The following is a 20,410-nucleotide window of genomic DNA, read 5'->3' as shown; positions in this document are numbered from 1 at the left end:
CGACCTTGACATATTCAGCGTGTCGTTCGCTCAAAGCGGTTTCAACCCGCGAGCCCGCGAGGGGCTCGACCTGCGGCAACAGCACGCACGCATCCCTAGATCAGCTGTTTCAACCCGCGAGCCCGCGAGGGGCTCGACGCCAGGCCGGTGAGGCCGGTTCCGAGGGATGCCAGGTTTCAACCCGCGAGCCCGCGAGGGGCTCGACGAGGGAGCCGACGCGGGCGGGCGCGCCGTCGAGGGTTTCAACCCGCGAGCCCGCGAGGGGCTCGACTCTTTCGGATCGTCGCCCATGTCCCCACGGAAGGGTTTCAACCCGCGAGCCCGCGAGGGGCTCGACCTGTATCCGTCGCCGTTGCGCTGTACTGGGCTACCGTTTCAACCCGCGAGCCCGCGAGGGGCTCGACGCCGGCAACAAGGCCAAGGCCGTCAAGGTGGAGTGGTTTCAACCCGCGAGCCCGCGAGGGGCTCGACAGCAATGACGTACTCCATGCGATCACTTGGCCCTGTTTCAACCCGCGAGCCCGCGAGGGGCTCGACAGCACGTCCGCGCCGGCCTCGGCCATACCGTCAACGTTTCAACCCGCGAGCCCGCGAGGGGCTCGACTAGGGCGCGGGGCGCTTCCCACCGAGGTCATGCAGTTTCAACCCGCGAGCCCGCGAGGGGCTCGACCATAAGTGAGAACGTAATTATCCGAGGCCCGGATAGTTTCAACCCGCGAGCCCGCGAGGGGCTCGACTTGTATCTAGCTCTTCATCTTTCGCTTTATCTTTCGTTTCAACCCGCGAGCCCGCGAGGGGCTCGACCGGCGGCTTCGACGCGATAGACGACCTTGCCGAGTTTCAACCCGCGAGCCCGCGAGGGGCTCGACCTTCGGCTCGTACTTCACGTCGTCGTTGGCGGGGTTGTTTCAACCCGCGAGCCCGCGAGGGGCTCGACCTGCATGACGGCCGTCAGGAGCAGCATGGAGTTGTTTCAACCCGCGAGCCCGCGAGGGGCTCGACCCGACGCACATCAGCGACCGCCAGTCCTGCTCGGTGTTTCAACCCGCGAGCCCGCGAGGGGCTCGACTTGGCGTGCCGCTCGACTTTGACGCATCGTTGCTTGTTTCAACCCGCGAGCCCGCGAGAGGCTCGACGTACCACATAAACGATGTGTCTGTTTCCTATCTCGTTTCAACCCGCGAGCCCGCGAGGGGCTCGACACACCTCCGCAAACAGCGGCGGCTACGTGTACGGTTTCAACCCGCGAGCCCGCGAGGGGCTCGACAGCCATCGGCGGATCGACGCCTCGGCCGTCAGCGAGTTTCAACCCGCGAGCCCGCGAGGGGCTCGACCGAGCGCAGGGAGAGCAGATAGACGACATGCACGCAGTTTCAACCCGCGAGCCCGCGAGGGGCTCGACCTTGAGGATGATGCCGATGGCGACGATAGCGCCGTTTCAACCCGCGAGCCCGCGAGGGGCTCGACCTCGCCGCAAGCGCGGCGGCGGTGCCGGATGACGTTTCAACCCGCGAGGCCGCGAGGGGCTCGACGAGCTGTTCGCCGATGCGTTCGCGGCCTATATCGTTTCAACCCGCGAGCCCGCGAGGGGCTCGACCGTCGCGGGAAAGTGGGAGGAGCTCCCAAGCTTCGGTTTCAACCCGCGAGCCCGCGAGGGGCTCGACGGTGATCTTGTAGAGCCCGGACCCATGGGCCGCGTTTCAACCCGCGAGCCCGCGAGGGGCTCGACCCCACCGGCACGCCTCCGGCGACATGCTCGATGAGTTTCAACCCGCGAGCCCGCGAGGGGCTCGACGTTCTCCATGCGTCCTCCTCTTCTCGATGGATGAGTTTCAACCCGCGAGCCCGCGAGGGGCTCGACGCACCTCGTCAGGGGCCTTCATCGAGACGACAGACGTTTCAACCCGCGAGCCCGCGAGGGGCTCGACACGCATGATCGAGCGGTCGCCGTCCTCGAACGTGTTTCAACCCGCGAGCCCGCGAGGGGCTCGACTGTCAGAATATGCATATTTCTGTATATTCCGACTACATTTTTCATTTTCAAGAGATATGTCATTCCCTGATGCCACCTACTGCTAGTTTACCCCGTGAATTCCTGCGCGAACCTCCTGAATGGCGTGCCAGCACTTGAGGTTCGCGCATCAAAGCTCTTCCGTTGTCAAGGTGCATAGCGCCGTTCACACGCATAGAAACCCTTCGGGGTCGTACGCTTCCTTTGCTCCCACGTGCTCCACTTTTCGCTTCCAGTTCTTCCCAAGATTATAAAACCTTAGGCTATCGCGAGTTAGGTCAGCTGCTTTCATTAGCTCGTGTTTCATCGTCTCGAACTGCGCCGGATCGAGCGAACATTCGAACACTGAGTTTTGCACGCGCTGCCCGTACTGCACGCAGATCTTCGCCACGCGGCGCAGTCGGCGAGCCCCCTGCGAACTCGCCGTCTCCACATCGTATGTCACCAGCACGTACATCGTCACCTCCAGAGAAACGCCGGGTAATCGTCCAAATCGCCGCGCAAGTGGCGCGCCAGCAGCTGGACCTGCAGAAATGGCACGAGTCCCACCGGCACCTTCTCCTTCAGATAAGGGTGCATGACCTGCTCCTGCTTGCGCTGCTGCCACAGGCCGAGCGCGTTCTTGCGGGCCGCGTCAGTCAAGATGACGCCCGAAGCCTCGCTCGAAGAGAAATCGGCCTCACTCACCTGTCGCCGATTGATCAGGGAGACGACGAAGCGATCGACGTACCACGCCCGCAGCTCTTCCATGGCGTCCAGCGCAAGGCTCGCCCTCCCCGGCCGGTCACGATGGAAGAAACCCACCTGTGGATCGAGCCCGACCGTCTCGCACGCGCTTGCCACCTCGCGTGCCAGCAGCGAGTAGAAAAACGACAGCAGGGCGTTCACCGGATCCCGAGGCGGCCGCCTCGTGCGCCCCGAGAACGCGAACCCGTCCCCTGCCCTCAGCAACCGGTCGAACACGGCGAAGTACCGGTGCGCCGCATCGCCCTCGATTCCCCTCAGCTCGTCGGCGTCGACCGTCGAGAATGCTCCATTCTCGTGAATCCTGAGCGCCTCGATAGCCTCGTCGAAGGCTTCGTCCACATCTTCGGGATAATCGCGTCTGCAACGCTGAAGGACGGTCCGGGCATTGCGGATCTTGGCCGCCACGAACCGCTGCGCGAGGCGCAGGGCGGCAGCGGGATCGTCGGAGGCTCGGTACTGAGCGCGCCGAAGAAGCACGTTTCCCGAGACCGGCCCCTCGACCCGCGCGAGAAACCGCCCAGCATCGTCCAAGAACGAGATGGTGATCCCCCGCTCGGCGCAGGCCCCCAGAACGGCAGGCGAGCAGCCAAGATACCCGAACATGACGATTCCCTCTAGGAGGTGGAACGGCAGCTGCAGCGCCTTCTCGCCATCCACGCGCACCACAAGCGCGTCGTCGCCCTTGCACACGTACGCCTCGGGATTCGTCACGTAGAGCGTGTTGAGGAGCTTCTTCAAAACCCGGCCTCCTTCCAATACGATGCGGCATCATGGTCGAACGTCTCGGGGAGGCAGGAGTCGGCCAGCGAGCATCGACGGCACTTAGGGCCGCGCACGGCGCGAGGCGTCTCGCCCCGGTCGAAGAGCTCGTGCATGCGGCGCGCCAGCCCCGCGACGCGCTCGCGCAAGGCATCGTCGAGCACGACGCGCTCACGGCGACGGGTGGCGCCGTAGAACAGGTTGCCCTGCCCTACGGCGCATCCGAGCATCTCCTCCAGGCACAGAGCTTGCGCGCACACCTGGATGCGATCCCACTCCTCGATCTTTGGTTTCCCCACCTTATACTCGACGGGTCGCACCGCCGCCTCGACACCATCGCAGTCCGCGGCGAACTCCACGACATCAGCGATGCCTGATATACCGAGGTTGCGGCTCACAAGCCGATACCCCCGCTCGGACCTGACCCCCTTCGACGCGGAGTAACCTTCCAAGTGCACCCGCCCGTGGAACAACTCGCCGCGCACCGTGTCGTAGCTCTCGTCCCATATCTGCTCGAGGTGGATCAGCGCCCATTGCCGCTCGCAGTATGCGATGTGCTGCAGCCCCGATAGCGGCAGCAGCTCGTCATCGGCGTACATCGGCTACTCGTCGGGAAACTTCAGCAGCTCCACCTCGCCGGGAATCGCAGCTTCATCGATGACGATCTTGTAGTCCGAGAACGCGCGGGCCTCCGCGCCGTCCTCGATGAGTCGCTTCACCGACACGGTGTCAAACAGGCAGTGCGCCGGCGCGTTCCCCAACTTGCTCTCGTGTTTGAACGCGAACAGCTTGCGCGAGGTCATGAGCCCGCGCGCGGCGCTGCGGTCGTTCTCGAACATATTCATCAGCGCCTCGAAGAACAGGTCGAGGTCGTCCTGCGAGAACCCGGTCTTCTCGGCGAGCGCCGCGGAGATGAAGCCTTCAGCCCGGTACAGCCCATAAGGCACGTACTGCTTGCGCCCCATAGTCTTCTCCTTCTCGGCGTCCTTCTCGTTGGTCACGGCCATGCGCGTGATGCTCATCTCAAGAGGCAGCACCGGGTCGATAGACTCGGCGAAGCACAGCTGGATGGGGCCGCGCACCTGTCCGCAGTTCACGTCCGTGGTCATGACCGCGCCGAACGTGCGGATGTCATAGAAGTTGTCGCACATGAACTTCGTGACCTTGAGCTGGTCTTCCTTGGCCTTCGGCAGCTTCTTCGGCGTGGACTTCATATCGTAATGCACGTATGCCTTACGGTTGCGGTCGTTGAGCACGGCCGCCTCCTGCACGTAGATCTTGTACCCGAGCTCGCCCTCGGCCACGTCGGGGTCGTCGATCTCCTCGCCTTTCACCAGGTCGACGTAGTTGCGGATCTTGCGCTTGAGGCACACGTCCGATACGATGCCGCGGCTCGTGTCGGGGTCGATGCGCGGCATGTTGCCGGCATCCGGGTCGCCGTTGGGGTTTCCGTTCTTCACGTCGAAGAAGAAGACGAAGTCGTAGCGGTTCTTGATGGGCTCTGCCATGGTGTCCTCCTAGTTGGTTTCGGTCTCGTCGTCGATGCCGTCGGCGTCCGCCGCCGCATCGGCCTCATCGTCGTGTTTCTTCCACAGGTCGACGCGCTGTTGGTAGTACCCCACGAAGAACTCGCCTTGGTCTTCCGCGTCGAGCGTCTTGGGGAACAGAACGGAGCCGTCGAGCATCGCCATGATCTCGTCGTTCGCCTTCTCGAACTTCACGTAGAGCCCGTGATTGAACTTGCTCAGCTTCGAGAGATGGTGCTGCGTGTTGTGCAGCAGGTGCGGGAACACCCGGGCAGGCGTCGTGGAGGCGGCCCCGATGTAGCGGTCGCGGATGGTCGCATTCACCTCGCCGAGCGCGCTTCGCTGCGCGTGCTCCATGACGGCGAACAGCCTTCCCAGCACGTAGCCGCGGTTAGTCCTTTCCTTGTCCAGATACATGTCCAGGCTCCTTTCTCCGTCGACGCGCTCAGCGCCGTTTCGTCCATCCGAATTGTCCGCCCCGAGCCGCGCCTTGCGCACAAGGCACGCCTTGAGCAGCGCCGCTCGCTGGCCCATGTCCCATGAGTTGCGCCGCGCATGGTCGGAGCGCATGCGAGAGAGCACCTCGTAGTAGAGCGCCTGCGGGAACGCGCGCCCGGTGAGCATAGCCTCCATGCAGCCGTTCACCAGCGTCGAGGGCAGCTGGTCGGCGGAACCCATGGGCGCCGTCTGCTGCAGCAGCGTACGCAGCGAGCGGGCGCGCACGTCGGCCATGGACACGTCGCGCAGGAACGCGCCGAAGCTCTCGGCCATGCGGCCGAGCGTGTCCGTCTCGAAGAACCGCACGGCCAAGCGCGCCGCGTTGGGCGCGAGCCCCAGCACGAAGTAGCGCGTTTCCGTGTCGACCCCCGTCAGGGGAAGCCCGCGCTCCATGCTCTCGAGCGCCGCACGCACCTCCTGCACGGCATCCTGATCCTCGGCCCTGTCAAGCTCGTCGGGATCGAGCATCCCCAGCATGACCAGATCCTCCGCCGGTGCCGGGCGGTCGGCCCAGAACACCACCGTCGTCTGGCCAAGGCGCACCCGATGCGAGCGGTCGGCGCAGAGCTGCCGAAGCGCCGAGCCGGCGTTGAACGCTACCGCTTCCGAGACCGATGCGTTGTACGCCTGCGACTTGCCGTACGACTCGAACGACTGCAGGTTGAACGACACGAGCGACGCTCCGGCCGACTGCGCTCCGGGAACGCCGGTCACCTGGGGGAACAGGCGCGCGAGCGGCCCTTCCTCGCCCGTGACGGCGCACTGGCCCACCACCTCGCCTGCCGTTCGGTCCTCGCAGTAGGACGTCCACGCGGCAACGACCGCAGGCCGTTCGTGCAGCCGATCTCGGTCGCCGTCCAGCCGGAACACCGCGAAGCCGCCGCCTTCCGCCAGATCGGAGCGCACGCCCTCGTCGAGGTCGGCGTCGCGATCCTCGCGTTCGAAGAAGCGCAGCACGGCCTGCGCGCCCTCGTCGTCGCACTCGCCCAGCACGGCCTCGTGCAGGGCACGCGCGCTCGCCAGCTTCTCGGGTCCGCGCTTCTCGTCATAGCCGAGCAGGTAGGCCGCGTTGTCGCACAGGAAGAACGGCAGCATGCCGGTTCCGCTGCGCGTCGCATGCTCGGGCACGCGCAGCGAGATGAACTTCCGCAGCTCCTTGCCCGCGCCCGACGTGAGCGGGTGCGCGCCCAGCAGCCTGCCGTCGCGGGAGATCCTGAGCTCCCACGCCGCCTTCTCCACGCTCCAATGGCGGGCGGGCACATCGCGCTCCGGGTCGGCCAGCAGCCGCTCGTAGTACTTGTTGAGCTCTTGCAGGATCATCTGACCACCGCCTCGCGCGCGCGGGCGACGTCGATCACGCCGTCGCGCATCGAGGCGCGGAAGAACTGGGGTTCCATGTCATGATCGAAGTCGATGTCGAACAGCATGAACCCCAGGTCCCGCTCGCCGGAGCCGGCGTAGAACGACGCGGGACGCTCTTCCGTGCCCTCCACAAGCGACACGTCGGCGGGGAACTCGCGGCAGCCGAAGTAAGGCTGGTTGAAGCACTGCCCCTTGCGCAGGCGGCGCAGGGCGATGTTGTAGTGCTTCTCCACCGTATCGTCCTCCCCCGCCTGCTCCGTCAACGCGAAATGGGCGTCGATCAGGTATGCGACATCCTTCAAATACATCGTCGCGCGCTGCTGGCGGTCGTCGTTGGCGGTCGCGTACACCTCCTCGCCGCGCTCCATGGCGCCTTTGGCGTTGCGGTAGCTCAGCTTGCCGCCCAGCTCGTTGCGCCTGAATGTGTCGAAGCGTATCTCGTTGAGCACCTCGATACGGTCGATGTGCCAGCGGATCGCCGGCTTCCAGTACACGGCCTCGATAAGCCCGCGCGCCGCCGACGGCGTGATGGCGTCGTAGCTGACGCGCTCGGCCTTCATCTCGGGTCGCGTAAAACACGCCCGGGGGCCTTGCGCAAGCACCTTGATGCCATATCCCATATCGAACCTCCTTCCTCTCTCGTCCTGGCCGCGCTCGCAAGGGCGGCCCCTGTATCAGCAGCTCAGCAGCTCGAGAGCCTCCTCTCCCACCGCGACCAGCCCCACATCCTCCCGGTAGAAGGATCGGCAACCATCCTCTTTCAAGATGAGGAACGGCTCAAGCTCTTCAACGGCGCCTGCTTTTTTATACTTATCGATGTTCCAGATGGGCACCCCCACGCTGAACCGCTGCAGGCGCATGGCCATGCCCGCAGGGCTCTCGCTTCCGAGCAGCTCCTTGAGGAGCGCGCGCCCTTCGACGCCCCACGGCACGAACACGGGGACGGAATCATCTTCGATGATGCGGTAATCCAGGGCGCACTGCTCGAACGGCATGGTTTTGAATCCGTCCAAGATCAGGTCCTTCGTGGCCGTTTTTTGGAAGATGCCTTTGGCGTCGAGGCATTCGGAGTCGTAGCGCGTTTTAAAGAACGTGGGAATCAACCCCTCGTCGACTTTCCCGCCGTTTTCGCGGACCACGTCGCGGGCGATGCCCTTCATCTTCTCGAGCCACGTTTCCGTCTTCTGCCGCTCGCCGTCGATGGACAACTCGAACACGTGCACCGTGCCCGCGCCCGGCAGGCGTCCTTCGCGGTTGCAGCGCCCGGCGGCCTGCACGACGGAGTCGAGCCCTGCGAGCTCGCGGTACACCTCGGGGAAATCGACGTCCACGCCCGCTTCCACGAGCTGCGTGGACACGACCACGCAACGCTCCTTGTCGCTCAGGCGCTTGCGGATGCGCTCGAGCATGGCGCTGCGGTGGGCCGGGATCATGAAAGCGCTCAGATGGAAGAACCCCTTGTCGAACGCGCGCTTGGCGTCCGAAAGGTCACCACGCTCCACTGCCCGAGCTACCACATCGTCGTAGATAGTGCGAGCGAGGCCGCGCGTACCCACCACGCAGAGCACTTCGTGGCAGTCGACGATGCAATCAACGAGGTTAACCTCCTCTATCGTGCCGAGCGACTCGTAGGCCACCCGCCCGCCGAACGCCTCGTCGAACGAGTCGCGGCGCTGCACGATCTCGCGCGGCTCGGCACCGAACGGCCAGAGCCCTTCGAGCGCCGGCTGCGTGGCCGTGCACAGCACGACGCTCGCGCCGTAACCCGCCACCAACTCCTCGAGCATGGCGAGCGAGGGCTTGAGCAGCTCGTCGGGAAGCGTCTGCGCCTCGTCGAGGATGATGACGCTTCGCGCAATGTTATGCACCTTGCGGCTCTTGCCCGGCTTGTTCGAGAAGAGCGACTCGAACAGCTGCACGTTCGTCGTCACCACGATGGGCGCGTCCCAGTTCTGGACGGCGAGGCGCTGCTTGACTTTCTCCTCGCCGTCGAGGTCGCGGAAGTCGTAGTTGGAGTGGTGCTCCAGCACGTTCGCCGCTCCGAAGACGGCTTTGAGCGTGGCGGCCGTCTGTTCGACGATGCTGGTATAGGGTATGGCCACGATGACCCGTTCCATCCCCTGTTCAACCGCATGCTGCAAGGCGAAGGCCAGCGAGCTGAGCGTCTTGCCGCCGCCGGTCGGCACCGTCATAGTGTAGAGTCCGGAAGGCCGCACGGCGGTTGCGAGGCAATCCTCGTACACCGAGCGGCGTGCTCGATTGACCGGCGTATCGCTTGCCTTGCCCATGAGTTCAGTCATGTGGCTTTCGAGCTTCACCAGGAGTTCTTCCATGCTGGCGAGTTCCCGCGCCTCGCGCGCTTCCGCGGCCTCGGGCGTCATGAAGCGCTCGGTGTCCAGGTAATCAGCATCGACCAGGCTGGAATATATGAAATGCTCCAGTACGAACATCGAGAACGCCTTGCGTGCAGTACCCTCGAACGTTCGCCCAGAGCGAATAGGAGCCCCTAACTGCGCAAGGTCGGGAAGGCTGACTTCCCCCGCTTCTACTAGTTCGAAGAAGGCATCGTACGGTTCGACCTCACTGTCGAGGCGATCTTTGAGCGGCTTGCGCAAGGATCCCATCAGGGAACGCGGGCATTCCGACCAAATTTTGCCGTTAGGCAGCCCTCCGTGGTGGCCGCAGAGCGCGTAGGCCATGAATTGCCCGCACATTCCGTATCGCTCGATAGCGACCTTCGCTCCCGCCGTCGAATGATCGACCGACTTGCCGCCCTCCAAACGCTTCCGGAATCCGACGCTCACCTTTCCCGCGTCATGCAGCAATCCCAGCACGCGACCCCATATCCCCATGCCGAACTTCTCCGAGAACGTCTCGGCCCGTCGTGCCACCTCGTTCACATGCTCCGAAAGCGTCTGCCACGTGGAAACGTCATCAGGATCAGAACCGGTATGCGCGTAGTACTCGGTCATGGGACACCCATTCATTGAAATGTTTAGCAATAGAATGATTATATACTTTCCTTTTTCATCGCATGTCCCACTATCGGGTCAAGCGAGAAAAAGAAATTGTTATTGTTCTAAATTTCGGTATCTCTTGAGATCTTCAATGTCAAAAGCCCAACAGTTTCCGATTTTTTCGGCTTTTACATTACCGTCTAAAGCAAGCTGTCGCATTCGGCGAGCCGAAAGATTAAGCAACTTGGCGGCATCATTGGTATCAACAAGTGTGTTCGCCATAATTTCCTTCATTTGATTGGTGATTATGGACATTTTTGCTCTTTGACAAGCACACAATACCACAGCGCGAGGGTCAACGCAATCGCGTTGACCCTCGCGCTACCATAATCAACAAACAAATGTTTCAATCCACGCACCAAAAGTGCGACAAAGACAGTTTACCCGATATCTCCCAATATCTTCTCAGGATCAACGGTCGGCAGCGCAAGAAGCGTCTCGGCACGGCGAGCCACGTAATCGTTCAGGATACTTATGCGCTCGTCGCTGAAGAAGTTGCGGGTATCGCCTTCCTCGAACTCGTCCATGACCGAGTGTCGCTCGAACGCGAATCCGTCGAGTCTTTCCAGCTGCTGCTTCTGCACGGGGCCGATCACGAGGGCTGCCTGCTCGTCGAGCGAGGGGGCGAACGCGCCACGGCCGATCGAGGCCTTCCCCATCATCGCGCCCACGTTCAGCTCGTCGGGCATCGCCCCCGCGAACAGCGCCATATTGTGGTCGAACAGCGGCGCCATCCCCTGCACGACGCCCGTGGAGCCGTCGCGCAGCACGCCGTAGTTTCCCATGTGGCGGTCCTCGTTGCAGATGAGCGCATCGAACACGAGCATCGACTTGAACTTCTCAAGCTCCCCCTCGCCGAGACCCGCGAAATACGCGAGCGCCTCGCGCAGGTTCATGTTCTTGAAGCGCTCGGAGGAAACCGCGAAGCCGAAGGGAACGAACGCTACATCCTTCGAACAGAACAGCTCGCAGGTCGAGCAGAGCTTCCCTCTCCACAACGCCAGATCGTACGGAACCGCGTCGATACCTATGCGGTACGCGATCTGCGAAGCGAGGTATTCCGAATAGGGCTCCTTGCCCACGTTCGCGCCCTCGAACAGGTGGCCGGCTTTGTACAGGAAGCGCTTAGACCCCCTCGCGCGCCACGCTTTGGGGAACATGCCGCTGTTGGTGAGCTCGCTCGGGATGCCGCCGTCGGCGAGCGCGTCGGAGGCGACCCCCGTGTACGCGACGAGTTGCAGGGCCGTGCTCATCTCGTTCTCGTAGAGGTTCCATTCGGCGAACGTGCCCTCGAGACCCTGGGGGACGACCCAGTAGGAGTCGTTGAGCGAGAGGCCCTTGCTCACGTCGATGATCGATTTCGCGTCGTCGGATTCGATACCGCATGACTTGAGGATCTCGTCGACATAGGCGCGGTTCTTCGGGATGCGGCGCCGGCGGATCCATTCGAAGAGACGCTCATCGGTCGCCTCGCCGGCGAACGAGAGCGGAAGGAGGCGATTGGCTGACGAATCGGTCGAGAGCACTTCGACCGAAAGATCGCCGTATTCGCCGCGCGACATGCGGAAGACGATCAGCACCTGATCGAACAACCGCAGCTCGTATATGTCGCTCTCGCGTATCATAGGTGCAATTGTAGCATGAGGGCAGCGCATCCACGCCCCCCCCCCGGGGCTCCCGCCGGCCCGACCCTGCGCGCACGCGAACCGGTCTTTCGTGGCAGTTTTTGACGCTAATCGATCATCGCCTAGCACCGTCGGGACGGACGCGAAAAACGCCGCCTAGCTGAACTGGGGCGATGCACGGGCGTGGGGCCGGTGGCCGCGCCGGGGCGGAATCCGACGCCTCCAAATGATCGATTAGCGAAAAAACCGCCACGAATCTGAGATTCTGCTGCGCCCTGCGCCGTCCCGGCCTCGGGCGCGGATGAAAGGCTGCGAAGCTCCCGTTGCCCCGGCATCGCCGACCGCGTACAATGCCTCCATGGCACTCATCGACGACATACGCGCCTACCGGCCGTTCAACGAGCAGGAGGAAGCCGACCGCGCGGTCATCCTGCGGCAGCTCGAACGCGACCCGCACGTGTTCGAGCGCACGTCGCTCGCGCATATGACGTGCTCCGCCTGGACGGTGGATCCCGCCAAGGCGCGCACGCTCATGGTCTACCACAACCTCTACGACTCGTGGAGCTGGATCGGCGGCCACGCAGACGGCGAGCGCGACCTCGCCCGCGTCGCCCTGCGCGAGCTCGAGGAGGAGACGGGCGTCGCCGACGCGCGGCTCGTCGACTCGTGCGGGCCGGGCGGCATCTTCTCGCTCGAGGTGCTCACCGTGGACGGGCACGAGAAGCGCGGCCGCTACGTGGGCTCGCACCTGCACCTCAACGTCACCTACCTGGCCGTAGCCTCGCCCGACGCCCCCTTGCGCGCCAAGCCCGACGAGAACGGCGGCGTGCGCTGGTTCAGCCTCGACGACGCCCTCGCCGCCTCGAACGAGCCCTGGATCCGCGAGCGCGTCTACCGCAAGCTCATCGACAAGCTGGCCTGCATCGACACCCAGCGCTCGCGCGTGAGGTAGTACGTCTCAAGGTCCTGCAGCATGCCGTCGGGCGCGGCCTCGGCAGCGTGGAGGGTCCCCTCATGGACGAACCCCGCCTTCTCGATCACGCGCCGCGAGCGCTCGTTGAACGAGTAATGCGTGCACGAGATCATCCCCAGGCCCAGCTCCTCGAAGCCGTAGCGCACAACCTCGCGCGACGCCTCGGTCATGTAGCCGCGCCCCCATGCCGTGCGCGCGAGCGCGTAGCCCAGCATGAGGCAGTCCACGTTGCGCCGCTGCGGATCGGCGATGAGGCCGATCGACCCGATGCACGGCCCCGTCGCCCCCTCGCCCGTCTTCTCGAACACGCCGAACACATGCGGCTCGCGCGCGATCACCTCCACGAACATCCGGGAGTCCTCGCGCGTGCGGTGCGGGGCCCATCCGGCGTCGGGGCCGATGGCCGGATCGCTGCAGTAGGCGAACACGTCATCGATGTCGCCGGACGCAAGCGGGCGCAGCACGAGCCGGCCGGTCTCAAGCGCGGGGCACTCCGCCGACGTCGCCGCGAGCAGTGCCACCGGCTGCCCCGGACGGCGCGCCTCGCTCGCGCGCAGGCACGCCGCGAGCAGCACTTCGTCCACCGTGCGCACGCCCGCCTCCCGCAGCGCGCGGGCGGCCACGCCGTATCCCGGCACGAGCGTCCCCGAGAACGCGCCGTCGTAGATGCGCCCGCATCCGCACGCCGGGCTCTTCGCCTTCAGCACGGCCAGCCTGCAGCCCCGCTCCTGCGCCCGCTCCACCGCCTTCGCCGCGCCCGCCAGGTACGCGTCCGTCACGTCGGCCCCCTCGGCGTCCACGACGCGCAGGGCGCGCTCGGCCGTCACGATCTCGCTCGGCATGCGCGGCGTCGGCAGTCCTCCCAGCTCCTCCGGGCACAGGGGCACCAGCTCGACGCCCGACACGTCGCGCAACGACCGCACGGCCTCGTCCGGGCACGACCGGCCGTCGTAGCGGCACGGCTCTCCCAGCAGACAGGAGCTGACGGCTATCTTCATGAGGGGCCTTTCTCGAAACGAGGCTGACAAGGCCCCCATTCTAGCACGCTTCGGCGAACGCCTACTTCAGGTACTCGCCGTAGCAGTAGCCCGCCTGATCGCCGTACTTCACCTTGTACCAGTCGCCTTCCACCGAGATCGTGCCCACGACCTCGCCGGCAGAGAACGACCCCAGGATGCGCGCGTCGGTGCTCGGCTCGGCGCGCACGTTCAAGGGCGCCGTGGCGGTGAGGTCGTTCATGTGGCTGTTCGACACGTCCTCGGCCGGGGTCGCCTGGCACGCGGCACCCGTCTGGCCGAAGCCCAGGTACTCGCCGTAGCAGTACGCCTCCTGGCCGTTGAAGCTCACCTTGAACCAGCCGTCGTGCTTGCTGATCACCGGCACGTACTGCCCCTCGGCGAGCGAGCCGTAGATCTGCGCTCCGGTGTTGGGCTGCGCGCGCACGTTGAGCGGCGCCGTGGCGTACATGTCGGTCACATGGCCGTCATGCACGGTGCCTTCGGCCGTGCCCTCGAAGTTCAGGTACTGGTACCAGCAATGGCCGCGCCGGCCGTCGTATTCCACATCGTACCAGCCGTCGGCCGTCATGCCGAACACCTGCACCGACGTGCCCTGGGGCATGGTGGTCACGATGTTGGCATCGATGCTCGCCCCGTCGCGCAGGTTGAGCGGAGCGGTGGTGGCCATGGTGGTGACGCCCTCCTCGGCGAACGCGCACGGCACGGCGATGGCCGTCGTGAGCACGATCGCGCCGCCCACGGTGCCGAACGCGAGCCTGGCGATATCCTTCAGCTTCATGCGAACTCTCCTTCTCATCGTCGCGCGGCGCATGGCAAGCCCGCGCGTCCTTCCCCCGAGATTATGGGGCAGCCGCCTCCGCTTTCCTGCCTGCTTCTCTTCATTCAGCTGATCGTTGAATGAGACGAAGCGGGCGGGGCAGACAGACGGCATTGTGAAAACGCCGCGCGCGCTCGCAAACAAACGTTCCCCTGCGGTACAATGGCAGGATGGCCGCCAGGAGGGCGGGAGGACGCACGGCGAGAGGCGCGCATGGTTTCGGAACACGAGATAGGCCGGCACTGCAACGAGCGGGCGCTCGCGCGGGCGCGGGCCATCGCGGCCTCGGACCGCAACATCCTCACGAAGCAGGTGCGCTACGACGGCGACGAGACCACGCTCTCCGCATTCGTGGCTTCGAGCAGCGGCTGGGACGACCGCTACCGCACGTCGGCGTGCTTCGAGGACGACAGCGGCATCGTGCTGGACTACTCCTGCACCTGCCCCGCCTACCGCGAGTACGACGGCATGTGCAAGCACTGCGCGGCGCTGATGCTCTCTTACATCCGCGCACCCCAGCGGTTCTTAGGCTACCAGGCGCAGCGCACGCGCACGACCTCGGCCTGCATCGATGACTTCATGAAGCGCGCGGAGCGGCTGGCCGGCGCGCAAGGGGCGGCCGGGAACGTCGACATCGAGACGACGCTCGCCTGCGGCTACCGCTCGTGGTCGGCGCGCTTCCGCCTTTCGGGGCCGCAGGGCTCCTACGTGATGAAGAGCATCTCCGACTTCATCGAGCGCATGCGCGCGGGCGAGTTCTTCTCCTACGGCAAGAAGCTCGCGTTCCACCACGTGCCGGCCCAGCTCACCGAGCACGCCCGACAAATCGCGCGCTTCCTCGACCGCGCCGTGGCCCTGCGCGAGCAGACGAGCGCGGCGGCGTACTGGCGCTACCGCTCCTCGAACGTGGTGGGACGCGATCTGGAGCTCTCGGATGCCGAGGCCGTCGAGCTGCTCGACCTCCTGGCCGGACGGGAGTTCGCCGTGGAGGAGGACGAGCGCGGCGCGCGGCGGTGCGTGCGCACGCATGTCGTCGAGGAGGATCCGCGCATCGCCGTCGCCCTGCGCCCCTCCGAGCGGGGCGGCTACCTCATCGAGCGCGCCGATCCTCTGGCCCTGGCCGCGCAGGGCGAGCGCCTCTACGTGTGGAAGGACGGCCTGTTCTACGACTGCTCGCCCGAATTCGCCCGATGCGCCGACTTCCTGCGCAACGTCTACGACAGCAGCGAGGACGACCTGTACGTGGCCGAAGCCGACATGCCGCTTTTCTGCGCGGCGGCGCTGCCGGCCATCGAGGCGCACCTGCACGTGGACGCGCCGCCCGAGATCGCGGCGTACAAGCCCGTGCCCTGCCAGCTGGAATTCTTCTTCGATCGCGACGACGCGCGCGTGACCTGCGACGCCTGGGCGGCCTATGGCAGGACGCGCCATCTGCTGTTCGGCTTCGAGAACGGCGAGGCGCCCGGGCGCAAAGAGGGCCCGGCCCCGCTGCGCGACGAGCGCCTGGAGGCGCGTGCGGGCGAGCTGGCGGCGAAGTACCTCGACGCGCCGGACGCCTCCCTCCCCCTCGCCGACGACGAGGCCGTGGGCGCGCTTCTCTTCGGCGGCCTCGCGGAGTTCCGCGCGCTGGGCTCGGTGTTCACCACGCCCGCGTTCGACCGCCTCATCCGCGACAAGAAGCCGCGCGTGACGCTGGGCGTGTCGCTCGCGGGCAGCCTCATCAACCTCACGGTGGACTCGGGCGACCTGCCCGCCCGCGAGCTCGCGGCGCTTCTGGCGAGCTACCGCAAGCGCAAGCGGTTCCACCGGCTGCGCGACGGGGTGTTCCTCGATCTGCAGGACTTCGACCTCGCGCAGATCGACCGCCTGGCGGCCGATCTGGGGATCACAGCCAAAGAGCTGGCGTCGGGCTCGGTGGAGCTGCCCGCCTACCGCGCGTTCTACCTGGACGAGGAGGCCGACTTTGCGCGCGACCGCTCGTTCACGCGCTACGTGGAGGGCTTCCGCGCGGCCGACGAGCGCGCCTACGACGTGCCGTCCTCGCTCGCGGGCGTCCTGCGCCCCTACCAGGCCGAGGGCTTCCGCTGGCTCTCGGCGCGCTGCGACGCGGGCTTCGGCGGCGTGCTGGCCGACGAGATGGGCCTCGGCAAGTCGGTGCAGCTCATCGCGCTTCTGCTCGCGCGACGCGACGAGGCGCGCGCAGTCGGCCCCTCCCTCATCGTATGCCCCGCGTCGCTCGTGTACAACTGGCTGGCCGAATTCGAGCGGTTCGCGCCCGCGCTCGACGTGCGCGCCGTGGCGGGCACGAAGAGCGAGCGGGCGCAGGCGCGTCGCGAGGCGTTCGAGGGCGGCGGGTGCGACGTACTCGTGACCTCGTACGACCTTCTGCGCATCGACGCGGCCGCGTGGGCGGAGCGCGAGCTGTTCTGCTGCGCGCTCGACGAGGCGCAGTACATCAAGAACCCGGCCGCCCTCACCACGCGCGCCGTCAAGCGCGTGCGGGCGCGCCACCGCTTCGCGCTCACGGGCACCCCCATGGAGAACCGCTTGAGCGAGCTCTGGAGCATCTTCGACTTCCTCATGCCGGGTCTTCTGGGACCCTACCCGCGCTTCCGAGAGCGCTTCGAGTCGCCCGTCGTGGGCGGCGACGAGGAGGTGGCGCGCCGTTTGCAGGCCGCCGTGGGGCCCTTCATGCTGCGCCGCCTGAAGACCGACGTGCTGCGCGAGCTGCCCGACAAGCTGGAGTCCATCGTGTACGCGCCGCTTACGGGCGAGCAGCTGCGCCTGTACGCCGCGCACGAGCAGCGCCTGCGCGAGGAGCTGACCGCGCAGCGCAAGAACAAGAACGACCGCTCCTTCGACCAGCGCAAGGTGGAGGTGCTCGCCGAGCTCACGAAGCTGCGCCAGCTGTGCTGCGACCCGCGCCTGCTCTACGAGAACTACGACGGACCCGCGGCCAAGCTCGACGCCATCATGGAGCTCGTGGGCTCCGCGCGCGACGCCGGCGAGAAAACGCTCGTGTTCTCCCAGTTCACAAGCTTCCTCGATCGCATCGCGGAGCGGCTCGACGCCGCAGGGGCGGGCTACTACACCATCACCGGCGCCACGCCGAAGAAGCGCCGGCTCGCCCTGGTGAACGCGTTCAACGCCGACGGCACGCCGGTGTTCCTCGTGTCGCTCAAGGCGGGCGGCACCGGCCTCAACCTCACGGGGGCGTCGGTGGTCATCCACGCCGACCCCTGGTGGAACGCCGCCGCGCAGAACCAGGCCACCGACCGCGCGCACCGCATCGGACAGGACAAGGTGGTGAGCGTGCAGAAGGTCATCGCGCAAGGCACCATCGAGGAGCGCATCGTGCGCCTCCAGCAGGCGAAAAGCGAGCTGGCCGAGCAGATCATCGGCGCGGGCGGCATCTCGCTCGCCTCCTTGAGCCGCGAGGACCTCATCGACCTGCTGAGCTAGCGGGCGGCTCCAATGTCCCAAAAGGGGACAGTCCCCTTTTGGGACATCCGCGCGCTAGAACTTGGCGAAGCGCTCGTGGCGGACGGCTAAGAGCTCGTCTGCGGGCTGCTCGCAGAGCTCGGCTAAGGCGGCGCACACGTAGGCGCGCACCTGCTCGGCGGCGGCCTCGGGGTTCTCGTGCGCGGGCGCGGGGCCCTCGGAGAGCACGGCATCCACGATGCCCATCTGCCGGACCTCGGCGGCGCTCATCCTCATGACGGCGGCTGCCTCGGGCGCGCGCGTGCGGTCCTTCCAGAGGATGGACGCGAAGCCCTCCGGCGAGAGCACGGAGTACACCGCATGCTCCTGCATGGCCACGCGGTCGGCCAGCGCGAGCGCGAGCGCCCCGCCGCTGCCGCCCTCGCCCAGAAGCACGCTCACCACCGGCACGCGCAGGCCCGCGAGCCCGACGAGGTTGTCGGCGATGGCGTTGCCCTGCCCGCGCTCCTCGGCCTCCATGCCGCAGAACGCGCCCTGCGTGTCCACGAGGCACACCACCGGGCGGCCGAACTTCTCGGCCTGGCGCATGAGGCGCAGGCTCTTGCGGTAGCCCTCGGGCTGAGGACAGCCGAAGTTGCGCGCGATGCGCTCCTTGAGGTCCGCGCCCTTTTCCTGGGCGATCACCGTGACGGCCCGGCCGCCGATCCAGCCGAGGCCGCATACCACGGCCGCGTCGTCGCCGAAAGCCCGGTCGCCGTGCAGCTCCACGAAGCCGTCCACGATGGCGTCGATGTAGGAAAGCGCCGTCGGCCGGTGCACGTTGCGCGCCAGCTGCACGCTCTCCCAGGCGCGGTTCGACGACGCCGCCACGTCGTGCGCCGACGCGTCCTCCAGCGACACGCCCGCCTCGGCATCGAAGCCGCCCTGGCTGAGGGCGCGCTCCAGGCGCTTGCGCATCGTGGCGCTGCGGCGGTCGAGCTTGCCGGCCAGCTGCGCGAGGCGCGCGCCGATGCGCTGGGGCGCCCAGCCCGCGGCGTCGGACAGGGGCGAGCCCACCGACAGATCGCCGTAGGTCACCGTGTTGTACGTGTCGGTGCCGTGCGCCAGGTTCTCGCACACGGCCTCGTAGCTCACGAGGATGTCGCGGTCGCCCGGCTCGTGCTCCACGCGGTTCGACGTGGCGGTGGCCAGGTGCAGCGCCAGCAGGTGCGCGAGCGTCGCGCGCATGTCGCCGCGCTCCACGATGGCGTCGATGAGCCCATGCTCAAGCGCGAACTCGGCCGTCTGGAAGCCCTCGGGCAGCTCCTGCTTGATGGTGTCCTTGATGACGCGCTGCCCGGCGAAGCCGATGAGCGCGCGCGGCTCGGCCAGGATCACGTCGCCCTGCATGGCGAAGGATGCGGTCACGCCGCCGGTGGTGGGGTCGGTGAGCACCGAGAAGTACGGCAGCCCCGCCCGCCCGTGACGCTCGAGCGCGCACGACACCTTCGCCATCTGCATGAGCGACACGAGGCCCTCCTGCATGCGCGCGCCGCCCGACGCGGTGAACACGACCACCGGCAGGCCCTCGTCGGTGGCGCGCTCCACGAGCCGGGCCACCTTCTCGCCCACCGCCGAGCCCATCGAGCCCATGAAGAACTGCGACTCCATGATGCCGATGGCCAGGCGCAGGCCGGCGATGCGGCCCTCGCCCGTGCGCACGGCCTCGTCCAGGCCCGTCTTCTCGCGCTGCGCCGCCAGCTTCTCGCCGTAGCCGGGAAAGCCGAGCGGATCGGACTCGGGCACGGAGCGGTTCCACTCGACGAAGCTGTCCGCGTCGAGCGTGTCGTCGATGCGCTCGGCCGAAGACATGCGCAGGTAGCCGCCGCACGAGGGGCATGCGTAGTGCCCGGCGGCCAGGCTCGCCTCGTCGAACTTGAGGCCGCAGTGCGGGCAGGTGCGCCACGCGCCTCCGTCGAACGCCGGCTTGCCGGTGGTGCAGAGCACCCATCCCAGCAGCGGCGCGTCCGCGCTGAGCGGGCGGAACACGCGGATGCCGCGGGCGGCGGCGCGGGCGAGGAAGCTGTCCACCTCGGCCAGCGGAAGCGCCTCGTCGCACAAAAGCACCGTCGACGCGCCGCACTCCTCGGCCGCCGAGAGCACGGCGAACGCGTTGCAGAACAGCGCATCGGAATACTTCTCGCCCAAGCAGACCGCAAGGGGCGCGGTCTTGAGGTGCGCGTCGAAGCGATGGTCTTGCGTGTAGACGGCGCAGGGAGCGAACCCGGCATCGGACACGGCCTGGAGCAGGCGCTTCGCCGTCTTCGGGCGGGCCATGACGAGCGCTGTGGGACGAGGGCCCGCCGCAGCGCCGTCATCCGCCGGCTTGGGAGCAGACGATGCCAGCGACGCGGGGACCGCGGTGTACTCGGACATGTCCGCCGCATCGAGCGCGTTCGGGGCGACCGGCATCGACGACGCGGCCTCCTCGGCCATGCGCGGGAGGCGGTAGGCGACGTCGGCGGCCTCGGGCCCCTCCGCGGCCTCGCGCGCGGCACCCGCCGCGAGCACGGTCCCGTCGGACGCGATGGTGATGTAGTCCTGCTTGGCACTCTTCATCGGATGCTCCTTCAAGC

The 20,410-nt window shown here is 66.5% G+C and carries 14 protein-coding genes and 1 CRISPR repeat array (1 of these 15 cut by a window edge); of the genes, 2 read left to right on the top strand and 12 right to left on the bottom strand.

Translation table 11 applies throughout. The features are described from left to right. A CRISPR array of direct repeats spans positions 1-1,993; the repeat unit is 32 nt; unit sequence GTTTCAACCCGCGAGCCCGCGAGGGGCTCGAC; it reaches 1,827 nt to the left of the window's first position. A 184-nt stretch (positions 1,994-2,177) separates the two neighbouring features. The 9 genes from cas2 to FX134_RS00495 all read right to left on the bottom strand — a co-directional run bounded on the left by cas2 (position 2,178) and on the right by FX134_RS00495 (position 11,545). Further along, positions 2,178-2,468, bottom strand: coding sequence for a CRISPR-associated endonuclease Cas2 (gene cas2 / locus FX134_RS00535; protein ID WP_080797044.1), 291 nt, complete (start codon positions 2,466-2,468; stop codon positions 2,178-2,180). Positions 2,469-2,470: 2 nt separating this feature from the next. Beyond that, entirely contained in the window at positions 2,471-3,496 is a 1,026-nt protein-coding gene (gene cas1c, locus FX134_RS00530) for a type I-C CRISPR-associated endonuclease Cas1c (RefSeq protein WP_080797043.1), read from the bottom strand. After that, positions 3,493-4,116 carry a CRISPR-associated protein Cas4 gene (gene cas4, locus FX134_RS00525; RefSeq protein WP_080797042.1) on the bottom strand — a complete coding sequence of 208 codons (624 nt, stop codon included), beginning with the start codon at positions 4,114-4,116 and terminating at the stop codon, positions 3,493-3,495. Before cas4 ends, cas1c begins: the two co-directional genes overlap by 4 nt. Positions 4,117-4,119: 3 nt before the next feature. Continuing rightward, complete coding sequence (gene cas7c, locus FX134_RS00520; protein ID WP_080797041.1) at positions 4,120-5,025, bottom strand: type I-C CRISPR-associated protein Cas7/Csd2; 906 nt, start codon at positions 5,023-5,025, stop codon at positions 4,120-4,122. Between the two features lie 9 nt (positions 5,026-5,034). Then, positions 5,035-6,861, bottom strand: coding sequence for a type I-C CRISPR-associated protein Cas8c/Csd1 (gene cas8c / locus FX134_RS00515; RefSeq protein ID WP_080797040.1), 1,827 nt, complete (start codon positions 6,859-6,861; stop codon positions 5,035-5,037). After that, on the bottom strand, positions 6,858-7,523 hold the full coding sequence (gene cas5c, locus FX134_RS00510) for a type I-C CRISPR-associated protein Cas5c (protein ID WP_080797039.1): 666 nt from the start codon (positions 7,521-7,523) through the stop codon (positions 6,858-6,860). The genes cas8c and cas5c overlap by 4 nt, the downstream gene beginning before the upstream one ends. 54 nt (positions 7,524-7,577) lie before the next feature. Then, complete coding sequence (cas3, locus tag FX134_RS00505) at positions 7,578-9,875, bottom strand: CRISPR-associated helicase Cas3' (protein ID WP_172623321.1); 2,298 nt, start codon at positions 9,873-9,875, stop codon at positions 7,578-7,580. 99 nt (positions 9,876-9,974) lie between these two features. Next, positions 9,975-10,175 carry a helix-turn-helix domain-containing protein gene (locus FX134_RS00500; RefSeq protein ID WP_143412103.1) on the bottom strand — a complete coding sequence of 67 codons (201 nt, stop codon included), beginning with the start codon at positions 10,173-10,175 and terminating at the stop codon, positions 9,975-9,977. A gap of 125 nt (positions 10,176-10,300) precedes the next feature. Next, positions 10,301-11,545, bottom strand: a complete 1,245-nt coding sequence (locus FX134_RS00495; RefSeq protein ID WP_080797037.1) for a HipA domain-containing protein — start codon at positions 11,543-11,545, stop codon at positions 10,301-10,303. A 358-nt stretch (positions 11,546-11,903) separates the two neighbouring features. Between FX134_RS00495 and FX134_RS00490 the strand changes: the two genes are divergently transcribed. Further along, complete coding sequence (locus FX134_RS00490; RefSeq protein ID WP_080797036.1) at positions 11,904-12,497, top strand: NUDIX hydrolase; 594 nt, start codon at positions 11,904-11,906, stop codon at positions 12,495-12,497. Here the strand turns inward: FX134_RS00490 and FX134_RS00485 are convergent. Continuing rightward, complete coding sequence (locus tag FX134_RS00485; protein ID WP_080797035.1) at positions 12,437-13,516, bottom strand: GNAT family N-acetyltransferase; 1,080 nt, start codon at positions 13,514-13,516, stop codon at positions 12,437-12,439. The two genes, FX134_RS00490 and FX134_RS00485, sit on opposite strands and share 61 nt — an antisense overlap. A gap of 61 nt (positions 13,517-13,577) precedes the next feature. Continuing rightward, positions 13,578-14,315, bottom strand: coding sequence for an SH3 domain-containing protein (locus FX134_RS00480; protein WP_080797034.1), 738 nt, complete (start codon positions 14,313-14,315; stop codon positions 13,578-13,580). Between the two features lie 252 nt (positions 14,316-14,567). Here FX134_RS00480 and FX134_RS00475 point away from each other — a divergent pair, with 252 nt between their 5' ends. Further along, the gene (locus FX134_RS00475) at positions 14,568-17,816 is read left to right on the top strand and encodes a DEAD/DEAH box helicase (protein ID WP_080797033.1); all 3,249 of its coding nucleotides are present in this window, start codon (positions 14,568-14,570) and stop codon (positions 17,814-17,816) included. A 54-nt stretch (positions 17,817-17,870) separates the two neighbouring features. Here the strand turns inward: FX134_RS00475 and FX134_RS00470 are convergent, their stop codons facing one another. Continuing rightward, a complete protein-coding gene (locus tag FX134_RS00470; RefSeq protein WP_080797032.1) occupies positions 17,871-20,393 on the bottom strand; it encodes an acetyl-CoA carboxylase carboxyltransferase subunit alpha in 2,523 nt (840 codons plus the stop codon). Positions 20,394-20,410 lie beyond the last annotated feature (17 nt).

This window comes from Arabiibacter massiliensis (genome assembly GCF_902386925.1).
GTDB classification, from domain to species: domain Bacteria; phylum Actinomycetota; class Coriobacteriia; order Coriobacteriales; family Eggerthellaceae; genus Arabiibacter; species Arabiibacter massiliensis.
This window is presented reverse-complemented; position numbering and strand designations above follow the sequence as displayed.

What these genes read in the sequence shown, in the direction of transcription:
- cas5c (WP_080797039.1), bottom strand. Translation starts at nt 7,523, where the DNA reads ATGGGATATGGCATCAAGGTGCTTGCGCAAGGCCCCCGGGCGTGTTTT.
- cas8c (WP_080797040.1), bottom strand. Translation starts at nt 6,861, where the DNA reads ATGATCCTGCAAGAGCTCAACAAGTACTACGAGCGGCTGCTGGCCGAC.
- cas2 (WP_080797044.1), bottom strand. Translation starts at nt 2,468, where the DNA reads ATGTACGTGCTGGTGACATACGATGTGGAGACGGCGAGTTCGCAGGGG.
- FX134_RS00485 (WP_080797035.1), bottom strand. Translation starts at nt 13,516, where the DNA reads ATGAAGATAGCCGTCAGCTCCTGTCTGCTGGGAGAGCCGTGCCGCTAC.
- FX134_RS00500 (WP_143412103.1), bottom strand. Translation starts at nt 10,175, where the DNA reads ATGTCCATAATCACCAATCAAATGAAGGAAATTATGGCGAACACACTT.
- FX134_RS00475 (WP_080797033.1), top strand. Translation starts at nt 14,568, where the DNA reads ATGGTTTCGGAACACGAGATAGGCCGGCACTGCAACGAGCGGGCGCTC.
- cas3 (WP_172623321.1), bottom strand. Translation starts at nt 9,875, where the DNA reads ATGACCGAGTACTACGCGCATACCGGTTCTGATCCTGATGACGTTTCC.
- FX134_RS00480 (WP_080797034.1), bottom strand. Translation starts at nt 14,315, where the DNA reads ATGAAGCTGAAGGATATCGCCAGGCTCGCGTTCGGCACCGTGGGCGGC.
- FX134_RS00495 (WP_080797037.1), bottom strand. Translation starts at nt 11,545, where the DNA reads ATGATACGCGAGAGCGACATATACGAGCTGCGGTTGTTCGATCAGGTG.
- cas7c (WP_080797041.1), bottom strand. Translation starts at nt 5,025, where the DNA reads ATGGCAGAGCCCATCAAGAACCGCTACGACTTCGTCTTCTTCTTCGAC.
- FX134_RS00490 (WP_080797036.1), top strand. Translation starts at nt 11,904, where the DNA reads ATGGCACTCATCGACGACATACGCGCCTACCGGCCGTTCAACGAGCAG.
- cas4 (WP_080797042.1), bottom strand. Translation starts at nt 4,116, where the DNA reads ATGTACGCCGATGACGAGCTGCTGCCGCTATCGGGGCTGCAGCACATC.
- FX134_RS00470 (WP_080797032.1), bottom strand. Translation starts at nt 20,393, where the DNA reads ATGAAGAGTGCCAAGCAGGACTACATCACCATCGCGTCCGACGGGACC.